The sequence below is a fragment of the Longispora sp. NPDC051575 genome (assembly GCF_040681875.1).
GTDB lineage: Bacteria > Actinomycetota > Actinomycetes > Mycobacteriales > Micromonosporaceae > Longispora.
The window spans coordinates 580,616-598,948 of record NZ_JBFAZP010000003.1; the positions used below are offsets into that span (position 1 = coordinate 580,616).

General features: G+C 71.8%; 13 protein-coding genes. 4 read left to right on the forward strand and 9 right to left on the reverse strand.

The window, feature by feature from the left end; genetic code table 11:
• Nucleotides 1-89: 89 nt before the first annotated feature.
• Together AB0M43_RS10055 and AB0M43_RS10060 are read right to left on the reverse strand one after the other, a co-directional pair.
• Nucleotides 90-419, reverse strand: a complete 330-nt coding sequence (locus tag AB0M43_RS10055; RefSeq protein WP_363722958.1) for a hypothetical protein — start codon at nt 417-419, stop codon at nt 90-92.
• Nucleotides 420-681: 262 nt separating this feature from the next.
• Entirely contained in the window at nt 682-1,212 is a 531-nt protein-coding gene (locus AB0M43_RS10060) for a GNAT family N-acetyltransferase (RefSeq protein ID WP_363722960.1), read from the reverse strand.
• A 179-nt stretch (nt 1,213-1,391) separates the two neighbouring features.
• Between AB0M43_RS10060 and AB0M43_RS10065 the strand changes: the two genes are divergently transcribed.
• Nucleotides 1,392-2,999, forward strand: coding sequence for a nucleotidyl transferase AbiEii/AbiGii toxin family protein (locus AB0M43_RS10065; protein WP_363722962.1), 1,608 nt, complete (start codon nt 1,392-1,394; stop codon nt 2,997-2,999).
• 55 nt (nt 3,000-3,054) lie between these two features.
• Here AB0M43_RS10065 and AB0M43_RS10070 read toward each other — a convergent pair whose 3' ends face one another.
• The gene (locus tag AB0M43_RS10070; protein WP_363722963.1) at nt 3,055-3,408 is read right to left on the reverse strand and encodes a hypothetical protein; all 354 of its coding nucleotides are present in this window, start codon (nt 3,406-3,408) and stop codon (nt 3,055-3,057) included.
• 520 nt (nt 3,409-3,928) lie between these two features.
• Between AB0M43_RS10070 and AB0M43_RS10075 the strand changes: the two genes are divergently transcribed.
• Nucleotides 3,929-4,933 carry a helix-turn-helix transcriptional regulator gene (locus AB0M43_RS10075; protein ID WP_363722965.1) on the forward strand — a complete coding sequence of 335 codons (1,005 nt, stop codon included), beginning with the start codon at nt 3,929-3,931 and terminating at the stop codon, nt 4,931-4,933.
• 380 nt (nt 4,934-5,313) lie between these two features.
• On the opposite strand, the gene AB0M43_RS10080 is transcribed toward AB0M43_RS10075, so the two are convergent.
• Nucleotides 5,314-7,347, reverse strand: a complete 2,034-nt coding sequence (locus AB0M43_RS10080; RefSeq protein WP_363722967.1) for a fibronectin type III domain-containing protein — start codon at nt 7,345-7,347, stop codon at nt 5,314-5,316.
• A gap of 74 nt (nt 7,348-7,421) precedes the next feature.
• Nucleotides 7,422-9,656: a S8 family serine peptidase gene (locus AB0M43_RS10085; protein WP_363722969.1), complete on the reverse strand. Its 2,235-nt coding sequence runs from the start codon at nt 9,654-9,656 to the stop codon at nt 7,422-7,424.
• 185 nt (nt 9,657-9,841) lie between these two features.
• On the opposite strand from AB0M43_RS10085, the gene AB0M43_RS10090 reads away from it, so the two are divergent.
• On the forward strand, nt 9,842-12,670 hold the full coding sequence (locus tag AB0M43_RS10090; RefSeq protein ID WP_363722971.1) for a LuxR family transcriptional regulator: 2,829 nt from the start codon (nt 9,842-9,844) through the stop codon (nt 12,668-12,670).
• A 198-nt stretch (nt 12,671-12,868) separates the two neighbouring features.
• Here AB0M43_RS10090 and AB0M43_RS10095 read toward each other — a convergent pair whose 3' ends face one another.
• Nucleotides 12,869-13,531 carry a class I SAM-dependent methyltransferase gene (locus AB0M43_RS10095; protein WP_363722973.1) on the reverse strand — a complete coding sequence of 221 codons (663 nt, stop codon included), beginning with the start codon at nt 13,529-13,531 and terminating at the stop codon, nt 12,869-12,871.
• A 71-nt stretch (nt 13,532-13,602) separates the two neighbouring features.
• Here AB0M43_RS10095 and AB0M43_RS10100 point away from each other — a divergent pair, with 71 nt between their 5' ends.
• Nucleotides 13,603-14,235, forward strand: coding sequence for a TetR/AcrR family transcriptional regulator (locus tag AB0M43_RS10100; RefSeq protein WP_363722975.1), 633 nt, complete (start codon nt 13,603-13,605; stop codon nt 14,233-14,235).
• A 219-nt stretch (nt 14,236-14,454) separates the two neighbouring features.
• On the opposite strand, the gene AB0M43_RS10105 is transcribed toward AB0M43_RS10100, so the two are convergent.
• The 3 genes from AB0M43_RS10105 to AB0M43_RS10115 all read right to left on the reverse strand — a co-directional run bounded on the left by AB0M43_RS10105 (nt 14,455) and on the right by AB0M43_RS10115 (nt 18,227).
• Nucleotides 14,455-15,096, reverse strand: a complete 642-nt coding sequence (locus AB0M43_RS10105) for a hypothetical protein (protein WP_363722977.1) — start codon at nt 15,094-15,096, stop codon at nt 14,455-14,457.
• A 235-nt stretch (nt 15,097-15,331) separates the two neighbouring features.
• The gene (locus AB0M43_RS10110) at nt 15,332-17,533 is read right to left on the reverse strand and encodes an MMPL family transporter (protein WP_363722979.1); all 2,202 of its coding nucleotides are present in this window, start codon (nt 17,531-17,533) and stop codon (nt 15,332-15,334) included.
• Nucleotides 17,534-17,630: 97 nt separating this feature from the next.
• Complete coding sequence (locus AB0M43_RS10115) at nt 17,631-18,227, reverse strand: TetR/AcrR family transcriptional regulator (protein WP_363722981.1); 597 nt, start codon at nt 18,225-18,227, stop codon at nt 17,631-17,633.
• Between the last annotated feature and the right edge of the window lie 106 nt (nt 18,228-18,333).

The following is an 18,333-nucleotide window of genomic DNA, read 5'->3' on the forward strand; positions in this document are numbered from 1 at the left end:
GACGCGGTCGACGCTACGCGATGATCAACTTTGGGAACAGGCCCTGGTCGGGGCCGCCCCGTCACCGGATCAGCGCGGTGGGTCGGGTACTACCGGCTCCTCTCGTCCGGCAGGTCGAACAGCACGAGCTGCAACGCGCCGTCGGGGCCCGGAGCCTCGCCGCGGAGGCGCGCCATCTCGAGGCACGTCCGACACGTCACCGCGTCCCTCGTGGGCGTGATCGCGCCGAGCTCCCCGCCGGCCACACCCGTGTGGCAGCGCGCCCCCGGGACGACAAGCTCGCCCAGGAGTCGGACCGGGCCGACCGCGTGCACCACGCCCGTGTCGCGCAGCCGCGCGTTCTCCCCGCCCGCGAACTGCCGCCACAGCTGCTCGACCACGGACGCGAACTGCTCGATGACGCCCGGGTTCGGTTCCACGAGTCCCATCATGCCGGCTGTTGCCGCCGGGCACGATGCCCTCCCCGGCCCCGATCCGCGGTGGTGCCCGGTGCGTGGGCGGTTCGAGGTGGCCGCACACGGCGGGGCGCTCGGGCCGGGTGCCCGTGGCGGCGCGCGGGGCACGGGCTGGTTGGGGCGCGGCTGAGGGAGGCACGGGCGGCGCTGGTCCCAGTCATGGCTGCGCGGCCGAGGAGAACCACCGGCGGCGTTCCGCAGCCGGCAACCTGCTCATCGGCAGAGGTCAGGGGCGCGCCAGCCGGTAGACCACGGTGGGGCGCAGCGGCCCGGCCGGCACGGTCAGGTCCTCGAAGTCCTCGGCCGGGTCGTGGGTCATGCCCAGCCGGCGCATCACCGCCTGGGACTTGACGTTCGTCGCGGTGGTCAGGGCCAGGATCTCCGCCAACCCCAGCTCGGTGAAGCCGAAGTCCGCCACCCCCCGGGCTGCCTCGGTCGCGTAGCCGTGGCCCCACGCCGGGCGGGCCAGCCGCCAGCCGATCTCGACACCGCTGACCGGCATCTCCTCCTCGACCGGGTCCAGCCCGGCCATGCCCACGAACTCCCCCGTCGCCGCGACCTCCAGGGCCCACCAGCCCCAGCCGCGTTCGGCGACCTCGCCCTGGAACAGCGCGACCTGCTCGGCGCTGCGTTCGGCGGTCTGCAAGCCCAGGAAATGCTCACGGACCTCGGGGTCGGCGTTCATCGCGGCCCACGGGGCGATGTCGGACTCCCGCCAGGGGCGGATCAGGAGACGCTCGGTGCGCAGTTCGGTCATGTGTCAGAGGCTACCCGCTGATTGATCTTGGTTTGACTGGCGCCGCGTTGTGCCCCGCCTAGACGGCGGAGATGGCGGCGGCGAGCCGGGCGTGGTGCCGGCGGCGTCCAGGCCGGGTCCGCGCCACGGGTCACTCCTGACGGCATGAGCGGCCGGCTCGGATGTGAGATCGTCTCCGGATGGTCGACTTCACCGGGGACTTCGAGATCCATCTGACCGTGGGCGCGCACCAGGCCCCGGAGTTGGAGGCGTTCGCCGTCCGGCACGGCTTGAAGTTCAGCCAGATCGTGCTCGCCCACGGCCAGTACCCGTCGCAGCCGATGGTGACCGTGACCGGCAACGGCCCGCTGGAGCGGCAGCACCTGACCGCCCAACGGTGGCAGCGGGAACTCGACGCGGCGAAGCTGCGGGTCAGCCGGGTCAAGATCGAGGTCCCGCCGTGGAACGAGGGCGTGCCGCAGACCGACGAGGATGTCCGTTCCCGGCCGGGTGCCGAGTACTTCGAGCACCACGTCAAGATCCTGCTGCCCGACGCGGGCGTGGACCGGCTGCTGGCCCTCACCGCGCTGAGCGCCCCGCACGGCGCGCAGCCGTCGCGCAACGCCCGGCGGCGGCGCCCCGACGGTCGCGAGGAGCGTTTCGTGACCCAGCGTTGCCGTGGTGTCGGACGTGGCACCGCCCAGGCCCGGCTGGAGGCGCTGCTCGACGCGCTGCGCTCCGCCGGGCACGAGGTGCTGGAGGTGGAGCGGGAGTATGTGGTGCACGACAGCGCCGAGCGCCTCGACTCCGGCTGGCTCGATGCCGGGGGTACGACCGACAGCGACACCACGTCCACCGGCTACTCCTGGCGGACCGCGCGCGAGGACCGGATGCGCTCGGCACCCGCGGGCAGGCCGGACTTCCCCGCCACGTACCTTCCGTTGCCGCACAGCCCGGACATCCGGCAACGGGCGGCGTTCGATCCGGCGCTCAAGCAGTTCGCCAACGCCTACCGGGCGGGTGAGCCCGAGTTCGCCGACCCCGACACCGGCGAGGCGTGGCGGGCCGCCCGGCGTTCCGCCATGGAGCACGTGCTGGGGATCGTGGCCGGCTCCCGGTGGGCCGACCACCTGGTGCTGCGCGGGAGCATACTGATGCGGACGTGGTTCGGCGAGGCCGCCCGCGAGCCGGGAGATCTGGACTTCGTCGTCATCCCGCACACGGTGCCCGCCACGGGGCCGGCCGCCGACGAGCTGCTCGACGGGCTCGTCGAGGCGGTCCGCCACTCGCCCGGGCCGGGGCTGCGGGCGGACGCCGTCGCCGCCACGGACATCTGGACCTACGAGCGCGCCTCCGGCCGCCGGCTGGTGTTCCCCTTCGTCGTCCCCGGTCTACCGAGGGGCGGCGTCCAACTGGATTTCGTCTTCGAAGAGCTGCTGCCGATCCCGCCCGAGCCTGCACTGGTCCGGCCGCTGCGCGATCCCGTGCTCGGCGCGACCGCGGAGCTGTCCCTGGCCTGGAAACTGCTCTGGCTGGCCACCGACATGTATCCGCAGGGCAAGGACCTCTACGACGCGGTACTGCTCGCCGAGCACACCACCGTGTCCCTCGACCTGGTCCGCGAGCTGCTCACCCCGGAGCTGGGGGAAACGACGGCCGCCGACTTCCGGCCGGAATCGGTGCTCGCCTGGGAGGTGGACTGGGGCAACTTCCGCGACGAGTACCCCGGCGCCGACGGCACGGCCGAGGGGTGGCTCCGCCGGCTCGCGCTCGCCCTGAGCCGGGTGCCGGGCCCGGCGGGCGGGTAGTGCCGCCCGGCGAACCCACTGGGCTCGGTCGGAACACGGCCCGCCCGACCGCGAGTCAGCGGCAGGTGATGAGTAGAGCGCCGAGGGCGCACGATGCGATCAGGGACACCCCGACCGCAGTCGCCCCCCGAAGTAGCAGATCGAGCCGGCTGCGGTGGCGCCAGGTGGTCGGAAGTGCCTGCTCCACGATGACGAGTGCCACCCACCCGAAGAGTGCCAGGGGAAAATAGAGGTCCCAGATGGAATTCGCGAACACGCTCGCGTTGCCGGACGCGCCGTAGTTGGGGCAGTCCTGCTGACGGGTGATCGGATCCAGCACCACCAACAAGGATGTCACCAGGACGCCGCCCACCAGGCACGCCCACAGGCCGCCGAGGGGAAACGGGCGTTTCATCATGTCGTCAGTCACCGGCACTGGCCAGGGACCAGGGGCAGGTCGATCTGCGGCGGCACTTTGCGGTCGATGGTGTCCCGGTGAAAGGCCAGGCGTCGCCGCGCGGGGCCGAAGTCGGCTCGACAACCGGACATGGGAGTGTCCCGGCGCTCGCCGCCGCCCGTGTTCATCCGATGAGCCTAGGCGCCTCTGTGCCGGTGTCGCTGTCCCGTTCGGCCTCCCCGCCTAACCTCGACACAGGCCCTAATCTCCCGGCGTCCTCCAACAGGCTCGTCACCAGCGGCAGGGAACTTCCGCGATCAGAACTCTCCTGACGCGGCCGAGGCGGCCCGGCCCGATACCGGCCCGGACACCTCCGCGGGTACTGCCGTCCGAGTGTGCATCCGACCGCTCCTCTCCGGTGCCGCCCCCGAGGGAAGGCCCTCTTGCACCCTCTCTGAGCCCAGAAAACCGGACAATCCCTAAAATTCGGGGGGTACGATTTTCCAGGCGGTGCGCGGCGCGGATGCCGCTGTGGCGACGGCTGGGAGTGGTCATGGTGCGGGCGGATCTGCGCGGCGCGGCCACCGAGGCTAAGACGATGCCGGAGCTCGGCGAGGCCCTGTCAGCGTGTCTGCAAGGTTCCGTGCCGCACGACGGGTACGTCCTCGTGGGTCTGGATCCGGCCACCGGGACCGGTTGCCTGTTGACCCGGCGGGACTGCTACTCCCCCGGGGCCCGGCTCCGGATCCGCATCGCCGACGCCGGCGGGGTCGGCCCGCACCGCAGCCCCGGCCCGTTCGGCGGCGGGTCGCCGGTCGAGGTGACCGGGTCGGGCTTCGTGGACGAGCGGCACAGCGACTACCTGCACGGGCTGATGGCGGCGGAGGGCTTCGGCGCCGAGATGTACCTGACTCTGGCCGAGCGGGGAGTGCCACGGGGCAGACTGTTCCTGCTCCGCGAACGCGGCCGACGGCCGTTCTCCGCGCAGGAGGCCGACGTGGCCAACCGGCTGGCCGGCGAGTTGGCCGCGGCGGTCCGGTGTTTCGTCGCGGGACGGCTGCTCCGCCCGGGCGCGCCCGCCGGGCCGCACGGGGTGGTGCTGGTGGGCGCCGACAACCGGATCCGCGCGGCCACCCCGGCCGGAAACCAGTGGCTGGACGTGCTGCGGCGCGAGACGGGTGCGCGCGGCGACGACGAGGTGTGCACCCTGGTACTGACCGTGGCCCTGCCCGCCCGCCGCGAACCCGCCCTCACCCGGGTGCCGACCTCGCTCGGCTGGGTGACGATGAGCGCGCAGGCGATCGACGGGACAGCCGACGTGGCGGTCACGCTCGGCCCGACCGGCGGAACGATGCTGCTACCGGCACTGGTCGGCTGGTACCGGATCACGGCCCGCGAACAAGCGGTCGTCGAGCAGGCCCTGCTCGGCCTGCCGGTCAAGCAGATCGCCCGCCGGCTCGACCTGTCGCCGTACACGGTGAACGACCACCTCCGGGCCGTCTACCGCAAGACGGGCGTGACCAGCCGCGAGGAACTGGTCACCGCCCTGGCGTCCTAGACCAGGTCCACCACCGCCGGCCGGCCCCGCCCTATTGGACGGAGCTGACTGGTACGTCCGCCGAAGCGGTCGCCGTCCTTGTCGTGGTCGGCGCTGTCATCGACACGTCGACCAGCGCCGCCCATCCCGGCTCGGGGTGGGCGGCGCTGGGGTGTGTCGGGCCGGATCCATGTCACGTCGTGACCTCAGCGACGTAGGCACCCGCGCTGATCGAGGCCAGCCAAGGAAGCAGGCGGCATCGTGGCGCGGCGGCGGGGAGGACGCGCGCATCGGGGCGGACCGACCTACCCGGCACAGGGGCGCTGGAAGACAACAGCCTCTGATGCATCCCCGCCTCGGTCACTTCCGCGCAGGCCACTCACTTCTGGCGTGGCGGGTGGTCAGGGGGTGCGTCGGGTGACGCGGACGTCATCGATACCGGCTTCCACCAGGCTGCCGCCGGCCACATCGGCGGCCTCGATGGAGATCCTGATGGTCCTGCCCGCCAACGGGGTCAGATCGACGGTCGCGGCAGTCCACTGCGCTGCGGTGTCACTGGAGCCGGTCTTCTTCTCGAACAGCACCGTCGCCCCGTCGGAGGTGATCGCGCTGACGCGGAGGTAGTCCGCGCCCGCCGAGTTCGCCAGGTGGCTCAGGTACCAGGACAGTGAGAGGGTGAGCCTGCCGTCGGCGGGCAAGGTGATCTGCCCGGACAGGGCGCTGGTGACGCCGCCGTCGAGGTCGTTGTCGCCGACGGAGGCGCCCGCCGCCGCGCCGGTGACCAGCGCGCGTGTTCCGCTGGTGGTGTTGCCGCGCTGCATGGTCAGCGAGTTGTAGCTCGTGGCCTGGGGCGTGGCGACCTCGAACCGGCCGGATGTCGCGGTGTCGGTCCTGTTGGGGTTGACGGTCCAGCCTCCGGACTCGAAGTCGGAGGAGTAGACGGTGGTCTCGGAGCCACCCGGCTTGGTGGTGACGGTCAGCGGGCCGCTGGCCGCCGAGACGTTCCCGGCGGCGTCCAAGGCTTTGACGCTGAACGTGTAGCTCGTCGACGGGGCCAGTCCGCTGACCGTCGCGGCGGTGTTCGTGACCGTCGCCGCGAGGGTGGTGCCGTTGAAGACCTGGTAACCCGTCACGCCCACGTTGTCAGTGGAGGCGTTCCACTCCAGCGACACACCCGTGGCGCTGACGTTGGACGCACGAACCGACGTCGGCGCGGTAGGGGCCTGCGTGTCCCCCGACGTACCCCCGGTGTAGAGGGTGAGGCCCCACTTGCCGAGCGCTTCGCCGACCGGCTGGAACAGGGACTGGTCGTCCGCGCCTCCCGGCGAACAGGAGGCGTAGCCGCCAGAATGCAGGCCGACCGCGCGGGTCCCGGCGAGCCAGGCGCCACCGGAGTCGCCCGCGAGGGAACAGGCGGTGGTGTGGGTGATCCCCTCCAGCGTCGCGGTGGTGTAGACGACGGTCTGGTTGACCGCGGTCACCCTGCCGCACTGCCAGCCGCTGGCGAGGCCCGCGTGACAGACGGCCTGGTTGACCATCGGCTCGGTCGCACCGGTGACGGTGACGGCGGGCCCGCCGTAGGTGTTGACCGAGGCCGAGAGCCGCCACGCCGCCTCGGTGACGCTGACGACTCCCATGTCCCCTTCACGACCGAACACGCTGCGTGTGCCGCCCACGTTGGAGGTGCCGATCCGGTCCTGCTGGTTGTCCGCGCCCCAGGCGGGTTGGTTCGCGTCGTTCGTGCAGTGGCCCGCCGTCAGGAAGTGACGGCCCCCGCCGCTGTCCGTGGCCGGGAATCCGACCGAGCAGTTGGCCTCGGCGCCCGGGAGCCACCGACCGCCGGGGCGGACGTCACCGCCCTGGGGACCCGGCCGGTCCCGCACGGAGAGGAGACGGACGCCGTCGCCGAGCCGGCGGAGCTGTCCCGTGACGGCGTCGCCGTCCCTGTCTCCGGCGGACGCGAGCACCCGGACCACCACGGTGTCGGTGACCGGGTCGATTCCCCACCCGGTCACTGTGGGCGCACCCCGCGAGGCGAGGCGGGCGACCTCGGCGCTCAGCCGCCCCAGTTCGGCACGGTCGCGCGGGACCCTGACCGGGGTCGCGCCGGTCGCGCCCACCTGCGCGGCGGCCTGCTCGTCGACGACGGCGACCATGAGCCTGCCGGTGCGTTCGTCGAGCCAGTGGCCGGGGCTCTGGTCCCGGACCCTTGTCGACAGGGTTCGGGCGACCTCCTCGGCGGCACCTTGCGCGAGAAGTCGGTGGAGGGCGGCGTCCCGGCTGATGCCGAGGTCCCTGGACAGGGCGTCGACCATCCCCGTGGGCGGGGAGTCCGGTGGCGGGGTGGGGGTCGCGGCGGCGACGTGGCTGGCTGTCACCGCGCCCAGGGTGAGGGCGACCGCGCCGATCATCGCGGTGAGGACACGTGTGCGCATGGCTGTCTCCTGTTGCTGTGAGGGGGGAGGGAACGGGGTCCCGGAGGGGCGGGACCCCGTTGCTGGCTGCCGGGTCAGGGGGTGCGTCGGGTGACGCGGACGTCGTCGACACCGGCTTCCACCAGGCTGCCGCCGGCCACATCGGCGGCTTCGACGGAGATCCTGATCGTCTTGCCCGCCAGGGAGGTCAGGTCGACGGTCGCCGTCGTCCACTGCGCCGCGGTGTCGCTGGAACCGGTCTTCTTCTCGAACAGCACCGTCGACCCATCGGACGTGATCGCCCGGACCCGGAGGTAGTCCGCGCCCGCCGAGTTCGCCAGATGACCCAGGTACCACGACAGCGAGAGGGTGAGCCTGCCGTCGGTGGGCAGCGTGATCTGCGCGGACAAGGCACTCGTGACGCCGCCGTCGAGGTCGTTGTCACCGACGGAGCCGCCCGCCGCCGCACCGGTGACCAACGCCCGGGTACCACTGGTGGTGTTGCCACGCTGCATGATCAGCGAGTTGTAACTCGTCGCTAGGGGAGCGGCGACCTCGAACCGGCCTGACGTCGCGGTGTCGGTCCCGTTGGCGTTGACGGTCCAACCCCCGGACTCGAAGTCGGACGAGTACACGGTCGTCTCGGAGCCACCCGGCTTGGTGGTGACGGTCAACGGACTGCTGGCCGCCGAGACGTTCCCGGCCGCGTCGACGGCCTTGACGCTGAACGTGTAGCTCGTCGACGGGGCCAGTCCGCTGACCGTCGCCGCCGTGGTCGCGACCGTCGCCGCGAGCGTGGTGCCGTTGAAGACCTGGTAACCCGTCACACCCACGTTGTCAGTGGAGGCGTTCCACTCCAGCGACACACCCGTCGCGGTGACGCTGGGCGCACGAACGGACGCCGGCACCGTGGGAGCCTGGGTGTCCCCCGACGTGCCCCCGGAGACCGCCGCGAGGGCGTTGGTGATGCCTTCACCGAAGTGCGAGTTCCTGGCGGCCGTCCCGGTGCACCTGCTGTCGCCGGACGGGCAGGGGGTGTCGATGGCCTGCTTCAGCAGTAGTGCGCGCAGCTGGTCGACGGTGGCCTGCGGGTTCGCCGACGCCAGCAGCGCCATGACGCCGGCCGCGTGCGGCGACGAGGCCGAGGTGCCGTTGAAGGTGGTGTACCCGCCGCCCATGGCCGTGGTGTTGATCATGGCGGAGCCCTCGCCGCCGGGAGCGGTCACCTCGACGGTGTTGAGGCCGTAGTTGGAGTACGAGGCCAGCTTCTTGTCGACGGTGTCCGCGGTGACCGAGATGACGTTCGGGAGATCGCCCGGCAGGAACAGACCCGGCTCGGTGTCGAGGTTGGTCGCGTAGTTTCCCGCGGCGGCGACCGTGACGCTGCCCTTGCCCTTGGCGTAGTCGACGGCGCGCTCGACCCCTTCGATCACCGCGGCCTGGTCGAGGTTGTTCGGGTCGTTGAACGTCACCGGGTCGACGTAGTAGCTGTGGTTGGTGACCCTGAAGCCATGGTCGGCCGACCACATCAGACCGCAGACCACGTTCTCCGGGTACATGTACCCCTCGGGCTCCATGACCTTGACCGAAGCGATCTTCACGTTGGGCGCGACGCCGACGACGCCCTTGCCGTTCTTGGCGGCGGCGATGATGCCCGCGACCGACGTGCCGTGCCCGGCGGCGGGTGCGCCGTTGTCCGGCTCCCAGGCACCCGGCGCGGTGTTGGGCCTGCCGTAGAGACAGGACACCGAGTTCGCGGAGTCGAAGTTGTCCCGCAGGTCCTCGTGTGTTCCCTGGACCCCGGTGTCGAGGATCCCGACGGTCACGGACCTGCTGCCGGGGTTGATCGCCCAGGCCTGGTCCGCGCCCATTTGCTGCATGTTCCAGTCGACCGGCTCGGCGGGAGCGGCGATGGCGGCGCCGAGCTCCCGTTCGAGGACCCGGCGGGCCGCCGAGTCGCGGCCCGTGGTCGCGGCCAGCGTGCCCGGGGTCGGCACGTCGTAGCCGCCGCGCGTGTCGCCGACCTTCTGCACCCCGGTGACCCTGCGCATCCTGGTGGCGAAGTCGGAGGCGCCGGAATGGGCGAGAATCACGCCGATCGTGTTGTAACTCGCACGAACCTGGCCGCCGTTGGCGGTGATCGCCGGGGTCACGGCGTCGACGGATCCAGGACTGGTGAGCACGAGGTAGGCGCGTACGCTCGCGGCGGCCGCGGTGGGGCCGGTCGGGGGCGCCGCGAAGGACGCCTGAGAAGTCAGGGCGATGAGGGAGACAGCGGCCGCGAGTACTGCCGCCGCTCTCGATCGGGGGCGGGACGGACGTCGGATCATGACGGTCCTCCTGGTGAGATATCGATGCGTGCGGCTTCCGACGGTCCTCGATCCACGAAGGGTCTTCAAGCCGTGGCGCCACCCAGAAAAAGCACGTCCTCACGCAGAAAATCCGGCTCCTGACCTGGTCAGAAGCCATCGTCGCGTGATTGTCGTCGATCCCGTTTCGCGCCTACAATGTGCCGATGAACGGCGCCCCAGCGGGGACCGCACCGACACCCGGTCACGGTGCCGGTGACCGGTCCGAGCGCGGCCGGATCGCGAAGACGATCACCGGCCTGATCGACGCCGCGCCGTCGGTGGTGCTGATCGAAGGGGAGCTGGGGGTCGGCAAGTCCCATCTGCTGCGCGGACTCCGGACGTCCACCACCGCGCGGGGGCGACTCGCCCTGTCGGCGGCGTGCACACCCTTCGCCAGCGAACTCGGCCCGGTGCTGGAGGCGGCGCTGAGCCATCCGCGCCTGCCGCCGCGCCCCAACCCCGTGCTGGGCGCCCTGGTTCCGCGACTACCCGAGCTGGCCGACCGGCTGCCCCCCGCGCTCCCTCCGCTGCCGGACCCCCGCGCCGACCTCGCCCGCTGTTTCCGTGCCCTGCGCGAGCTGTTCTCGTATCCGGCGCCCTTGGTGCTGATGCTGGACGACGTCCAATGGTGCGACGCCGCAAGCCGGGCGTTCCTGCGCTACCTGTGCGCGCACCGGCTACCCGCGCTGGCGATCGTGTTGGCGTACCGTCCCCACGCCGATCTGCCCCTGTTGACCCACCTGGCCGAGCCGGCCTTCCCCGTGGAGCACGTCCGGCTCGGCCCGCTCCGCGACAGGGAAGCCGTGGCCCTGGCCGAGTCGCTTCACGGTCAGGGGCCACTGCCTCCGGGGTTGCGCCGGGCGCTGTCGCTGGCGGAGGGGCTGCCCCACGCGATCACCGCGCTGGTCCGGGACTTCGGCCGCGCCGAAGGTGACGACCCCGGTGGGCGCGCGAAGTCGGTCGCGGTCGCCATCCCCGGGGCTCTGCGCGACGTCCACACCGAGTGGTTCCGGCTCTGCGGCAAGGAGGCGCGCGCCCTGCTGCACGCGGCGGCGGTCTGCGAACAGGCGGTCACCGAGGACGAGTTGCGCGTGCTGTCCGGATTGACGTCGACCGCGATCGGCGACGCCATGGCCGAGGCCGTCGCGACCGGGGTGCTGCGCGAGGCGTGGCCGAATCACTTCGTCTGGAGCCGGGAGGTGGCGCGGCGCGTCGTGCACGAGTCGACCTCGCCCGCCACGAGGCGTCGGCTGCACCACACGGCTGCGGCGCTGCGGCCCCACGACGCCGTGTTCACGGCGCACCACCTGTACCAGGCAGGCGACCTCGACCGCTGGCGTGACCACAGCGAACACAACGCCGACGCCGCGATCGGGTCCGGTGACTGGACCACGGCGGTGCACCTCCTGCGCGCCCTGCTGCGCAACGCCGACCTCACCGACTCCGACCGGGTGCGGTTCGCGACGGTACTCAGCCGGGCGGCGTTCGACGGGCTGGACTGCGAACAGATCGTCGTCACCGTGCGCGAGATCCTCTCGGAGGTGCCGCTGCCCAGCGCGACGCGGGGCGAGCTGCGCAACAATCTGGGAATCCTGCTCCTGAGCCAGTTCGGCGACCACGAGGGCGGGTACCGGGAACTCGAGACGGCGGTCGGTGAACTCCGCGACAGCGATCCACCACTGGCGCTGAAGGTGATGTCCTCGCTCGCGCTTCCCTATTCCGGCCAGCGGCACGTCGACACCCATCTCGGCTGGCTCGGCCAGGTCGAGGCCGGGCTCGACGCGGCCCCGCTCCTCGACCCTCTGACCGAGGCCACCGTCCAGGTGAACCGCCTCACCGCGCTGATGACGGTCGGTGCCCCTGAGGCGTGGGCCGCGGCGGAGGTCGTCAGCCGCGACACGGACGACCCCGAACTGGCCCGACAGCGGATGCGGGGCTGCCTGAACCTCGCCGACGGGTCGAGCTGGCTCGGGCACTACGCGGCGGCGCAGGGTTTCCTCGTCCGGGGCCGCGCCTGGTCCACCCAGCTCGGAGCCGACTACCTCGCCGAACAGCTCCGGGTCACGGCGGTGCGGCTGAACTGGCTGCGCGGCGACTGGTCGACCCTGCGGGCGTCAGCGGAACAGCTCGTCGGGCGCTACCACTCGCTGCCACGGGTCGCCTCCGAGTGCCGCCTCATCGCGGGCGCCCTCGCCTTCGAGCACGGGGACAGCCAGGCCGCCGTCACCCTGCTCAGCGGTGTGGGCGCGGCCCGGTCGCGGGAAACCGCCGCACCGCCGGTCCGCGCCACGACCGGGGCGTTGTTGGCCCGCCACCACTACCATCGCGGAGCCAGAACGACGGCGGCCCGTGAACTCGACGGCGCGTTGCGGATCATCCAGCAGACCGGCCTGTGGGTGTGGGCCAGCGAGGTCATGCCGATCGCCGTCGAAGTGCTGCACGGCCTGGACCGGGGCACGGAGGTCGCGGCCCTGCTGCGGACGATGGAGCACGGCCTCGACGGCCGGGACGCTCCCGCCGCGACCGCGGGTCTGACGCTCAGCAGAGCCATGGACCTCGACCTGGGCGGCGGGGCGGCGCCCACGGTGGTCGCGGCCTACGACGACGCCCTGGCCTCGTTCGCGGACCTGGGCCGTCCCTACTGGACGGCGACGACCCATGTGTGGCGCGATCGATTCGTGCACACCGAACTGCACCAGGAGACCGACGACCTCGACCAGGCCATCGAGCTGTTCGGGGCACTCGGGGCGACCGCCGCCGAGAGCAGCGCCAGAGCTTCCCTGCACAGCCGGCGACCCAAGCGCCGTGGCAGGCCGAGCTACGGCCCCGCGCTGTCTCCCCGCGAGGTGGAGGTCGCCCACCTCGCCTCGGCGGGCCGCACCAATGCCCAGATCGCCGCGCGCCTGGGTCTGTCGGTCCGAACCGTCGAACAGCACATCGCGAAGGCGATGCGCAAGACCGGTGCCGCGTCCCGTCACGAACTGACGTCGTGACCGCCCGGCCTCCCCGCGAGCCGCCGCGACACGAAGTCCAGGGCGGCGATGCGGTGCGCCTGGCGCCACCGAGCTGCGGCTACCTCCGCCGAGCACGGCTGCCGGGACCCGCCACCACCTGGCCGGCGGCTACGAACAGCCGAGGGCCGTGGCGTGGCCGGGCCGGGTGGTGGACCTGGCGCGCGGCGGGGTCGGTCCTCACAGCCGGCAGCTGATCTCCATGCCGTCCTCGACGGGGAACGAGACGCTCTGGTAGCCGTTGCGGGTCTCACGGACGTAGTCCAGGTAGGGCCGAAGGTCATCCAGGTCGATGTCGTCGGCGACGACGAGCGTGCCCGGCGCCAGGTGTGGTTCGAGTAGCCGGAGCACGGGCAGGCACAGGTCCTTCCAGCCGTCGAGAAGGACGAAGTCCACCGGACCACTGTGGGCGGCGAGGGTGTGGCGGGCGTCGCCGACCAGGACGGTGACCAGGTCGTCGAGGCCCGTCTCGGTGAAGGTCCGCCGCGCGGCGGCGGCTTTGCTCGCGCTCAACTCCGTGCTGAGGATCCGTCCCGTGCCGTTGTCGCGCACGGCCGCGGCCAGGTACAGGGTGGAGATGCCGAACGAGGTGCCGAACTCGACGACCGTGGCCGGGCGGGTGGCCCGGACCAGGTTGTAGAGGAGCCTGCCGCCCTCCTCGGAGATCGGCATGTACACCTCGGCCTTGGCGTCGGCCTGTTCCTGCGGGGTCGCCGACGCGAACCCCTCGGGCCGGGACGACTCGATGCGGACGCGGGTCAGGTCGTCGCGTCGTGCGTCGGTGAACATCCGGTCGAGGGCGGAGACGACGCGCGGGTCCTGGAGGGTGCTGGTCTGTGTCATGGCGCCTAGACTAGACGCACCGTTGCGTTGCGTCTAGAGCGCAGGGTCTACGATCTACCCCGGAGGTGGACATGGAGCAGGACGGCGCGACCGCCACGGCGGGGACCGACCGCGCGCACCGCGGCAACCGGCACGGGCGCAGCGAGCAGGCCCGGACCGCCGTGCTGGAGGCCGCCGACGACCTCCTGGTCGCCAAGGGCTTCGCCGGCGTGACCATCGAGGCCATCGCGGCCAGCGCCGGAGTCGCCAAGCAGACGATCTACCGCTGGTGGACCTCCAAGACCGACATCCTTCTCGACGCGTTCCTCCAGGACGCCGCCGAGGAGTTGACCCCGCCCGACCACGGCGACCTGGGCCGGGATCTGCGCGCTCACCTGCGCCAGCTGGCCCACTTCCTCACCCGGTCCGACGGCGGCGCGGTCCTGCGCGCCCTGCTCGGGCAGGCCCAGCACGATCCCGCGTTCGCCACCGTGCTGCGGGCCAGGTACCTCACCGAGCAGCGGCTGCGCGACATGCTCCCGCTGGAACGCGCGATGCGGCGCGGCGACCTGCCCGCGGACCTCGACGCGGCGGCCGAGGTCGACCAACTCGTCGGGTCCATCTTCCACCGGGTCCTCGTCACCGGGGATCCGGTCGACGACGCCTTTGTCGACAGGCTGGTCGACGGTTTCCTGATCCGCGCCCGCAGTGCCCCACCCTCCTGACCGCCCTACCGCCGCCGGGCCGCCAGGGCCGGGCCCGCTGCCGGCTAGGACAACGCCGGCACTCGGCCCACGGGCGTCCGTGCCGGCGCGGGGTGATCCGAGGGAGCGGTGTGTTCCTCCTGGGCACACCGCTGCCGCCGTGCAGGGTGCTGGTCCAGCGTGGCTCGTTCCGGTCGACGGCCTCGGCGGTCACACCCGGTCACGGATCGGGGGCCGTGCTCAGAGGTCGGAGGAACCGTGGGTGAAGCTCAGGCTGGCCGAGTCGTGATGCCGGCCGCCCTTGCTGCTGGCGAGCAGCCCACTCGACAAGGCGATCTCGGGTAGTCGTTCCCGGAGCGCCCGCCCGCCGTCCCAGGCGACCGCCATCGCGACGTGTTCGTCGCCGGACCGCGCCCGGCGCATGCGGGCCAGACGCACCTCGGCCCGCATCGTCCGGCGCGGCAGGAAGACCAGTGCGAGCACCGCGCCCAGCACCACCAGCCCCAACGCGAGCCGGACATGCCCGGCGCCCATCCGCACCAGCAACCAGCTCGGTACCAGAAGAAAAAGTGCGGGCAGTAGCACCCGCCGCCAGCCGGGCCGCAGGAGCCCCGCCCCGCGCAACTCGACCCTCAGGCCGCCCAGCGCGCGGTCGACCGCCCACTGCGCGGCGGCCTCCTTCGGGAAGCGGGTGGCGCTCAACGCCCCGTAGAGCGAACGCCGCACCGGGTGGCAGTCGCGCGGCACGACACCCGTCCGGCGCAGTCCGCCCCTGCTCGGCTCGACCGCACCCGCCACGACAAGATCGGCGTACGCGGTCTGGATCGTGCGCCAACGGCCGGCCGTCAGCCAGGCCACGGCGATCGCGTGGAGATCCCCCATGCGGTCAGTGTGGGGAAACACGGTGACGGCGGCAAGACCTGACCGGCACGGAACGGGCGCGACCACCGTCACCGAGTGAACGCGACCGGTCCCAGCGCACCGCGTTTCGCCACCGGTGGCCTCCTGGACGCTGGGCACCCCGGCGAAACGAAACCTGCGGCCCCTCATCCGTTCGGATGAAGAACCGCAGGTCGGATTAGTCAGGGAAGGATACTGCCCGTTCGCGGTCAGGAACTCAGACGCCCACCGGTTCCCGGGCCGCGTCCGCCTCAGCCGCCAACCGCTGCTGCAACCGCTCCCCCTCCACGTCCACATTCGGCAGTACCCGGTCGAGCCACCGCGGCAACCACCAGGCGGACCGCCCCAGCAGCGCCAGCACCGCCGGCACGATCGCCATCCGCACGATGAACGCGTCGAACAGCACGGCCGCGGCGAGCCCGAAGCCGATCATCTTCACCATCGACTCACTCGACCCGATGAACCCGGAGAACACCGCGATCATGATCACGGCGGCGGCCGCGACGACCCGGGCGCCGTGCCGGAACCCGGTCACGATGGCCTGCTGCGGGGTCTCGCCGTGGATGTAGGCCTCGCGCATCCGGGTGACGAGGAAGACCTCGTAGTCCATGGCCAGCCCGAACACCACTCCGATCATGAAGATCGGCATCATGCTCATGATTGGGCCGGTCTGTTCGACGCCGATGATGCCGGCCAGCCAGCCCCACTGGAACACCGCGACGACGGCTCCCAGGGCGGCGACGACCGAGAGCAGGAAACCCAGAGCGGCCTTGAGGGGTACGAGGATGGAGCGGAACACCAGCATCAGCAGCAGGAACGCGAGCCCGACGACGAGCGCCAGGTACGGCAGCAGCGCGTCGTTCATCTTCTGCGAGAAGTCCATGTTCATCGCGGTGGAGCCGGTGACGAGCACGCTGGCCCCGGTGGCGCCCTTGAGTTCGGGCGCGAGGTCGCGGATGGCGTGCACGAGGTTCTCGGTCTCCACCGAGGAGGGCTTCGACGCCGGGATGACCGTGATCATCGCGGTGTCGTTCGCCTTGTTGAAGGTGGCCGGGGCGACGGTCTTCACGTCCGGCAGCGCGCCGATCCGCTGGGACACCTTGTCGACGGCGCTCTTCGGGTCGGTGCTGCCGGCCGCGTCGACGACGAGGAGCAGCGGCCCGTTGAAGCCGGGTCCGAAGCCCTCGGAGAGCAGGTCGTACGCCTTGCGCTGGGTGGTCGACGTCGGCTGGGAACCGTCGTCGGGCAGGCCCATCTGCAGGGAGGCGGCCGGGATGGCGAGCGCGCCGAGTCCGAAGACGGCGACGAGCAGCACCAGGAGCGGGCGGCGGACCACGAACCGGGCCCAGCGGCTGCCACCGTTCTCCTTCTCCTCCGCGCCCTCGGCGACGGCGGCCCGGGCCTTGCGGCCCATGACCTTGCGGCCGGCGAAGCCGAGGAGGGCCGGGATCAGGGTGAGGGCGATCAGGACGGCGATGACGACGGTACCGGCGGCGGCCGCGCCCATCTTGGTGAGCATCGGGATGTTGACGACGGCCAGGCCGACGAGGGCGATGACCACGGTCAGGCCGGCGAAGACCACGGCGGAGCCCGCGGTGCCGAGCGCCCGGCCGGCGGCGTCCTCGGGTTCGCGGCCCTGGGCGAGTTCGGTGCGGTACCGGGAGACGATGAACAGGGCGTAGTCGATGCCGACCGCGAGGCCGATCATCATGGCCAGGGTGGAGGTGGTGGTGCCGAGGTCCAGGACGTTGGCCAGGGCGGTGATCGAGGAGATGCCGACGGCGACGCCCATGATGGCGGTCAGCAGCGGCAGGCCTGCGGCGACCAGCGACCCGAAGGTGATCATCAGGACGAGCGCGGCGATGGCGACGCCGATCAGTTCGCCGACGCCCTGTTCGGGCATCGCCTGGAGCGCGTTGCCGCCGATCTCCACGGTGAAGCCGGCGTCCTGGGCGGCCTTGCCGACGCCGGTGAGCGCCTCGCGGGACTCGTCGGTGAGTTCCATGCCGCTGACCTTGTAGGTGACCGACACGTACGCGGTCGACTCGTCGTCCTTGCTCACCGCGTGCGCGGCGTACGGGTCGACGACGGCGGCGATCTGGTCGGAGCCGCCCTTGAGGTCCGCGACGATCTTGTCGACCTGGGCGCGGGCAGCAGGGTCGGTGACCTTCTGGCCGGCCGGCGCCTTGAGGACGACCCGGGCGGTGGCCCCGTCCGCGTTGCCGCCGGGGAAGCGCTGGTCGAGCAGGTCGAAGGCCTTCTGGGCCTCGGTGCCGGGGATGGAGAACGAGCTCGACGCGGCGGGGGCGGCGGTCGCCGCGCCGAATCCGGCGAGCGCGACGAGCGCCACCCAGATCAGGGCGACGAGGCCGCGCCGCCGGAAGGCGAACCGCCCGAGTCGGTACAGGAAAGTGGCCACCGGAGGTACTTCCGATCTGGTCGAAGGGCGGAAACGGACGTGCGGCACCGGCCCGAGGACATGCGTCTACCGGGTGGATCGGGCTGGTGGGTGTAGGTCAGAGGCCGAGCGAGGGCAGGACCACCGCGTCGAGGTACGTACCGAGGAAGTCGGGGGTCATCGGGCGGTTCTCGATGATCTCCCAGGACAGGACCGCCCCGAACAGGGCGTGGGCGACGAAGGGCAGTGCCGGGACGTCCGCGCGGATCTCGCCCCGGCCGACCGCCCGGTGCAGGAGCACCTCGACGCCCGCTACGGCCGGCTCGACAAGAAGTTCGCGGAGGGCCTCGCAGAGGTCGGGATTCGTGTGTACGGCGTGCGCCATCGCCCTGCGCAGCGCGTTCTCCCGCTCCATCCGGCGGGGGGACACGGCGTCGACGAGCGCGTGCAGGTCACCCCGCAGCGTGCCGGTGTCGATGGCGGCGACGTCCCCGCCCGGCTTGTCGTGCCGGAGGGCGTGGACGACCAGTTCGGGCTTGCCCTTCCACTGGCGGTAGAGGGTGGCCTTGCTGGAGTGGGTGCGCGCCGCGACCGCGTCCATGGTCAGGGCGTCGTAGCCGACCTCGCACAGCAGGTCGAGCACCGCCTCGTACAGCTCGGCCTCGCGTTGCGGGGTCAGTCGCCCGCGTCGCGCCGTGCCCGCGTCCACCGGCATGCCGACCTCCCCGAGAAACGAAACTGTTCCGTACTGGAAGTAGCCTAGCCCGGCCCCCATCGAAACGAAACAGTTTCGTTCATGGCTTACGTCACAGCGCGTAGCC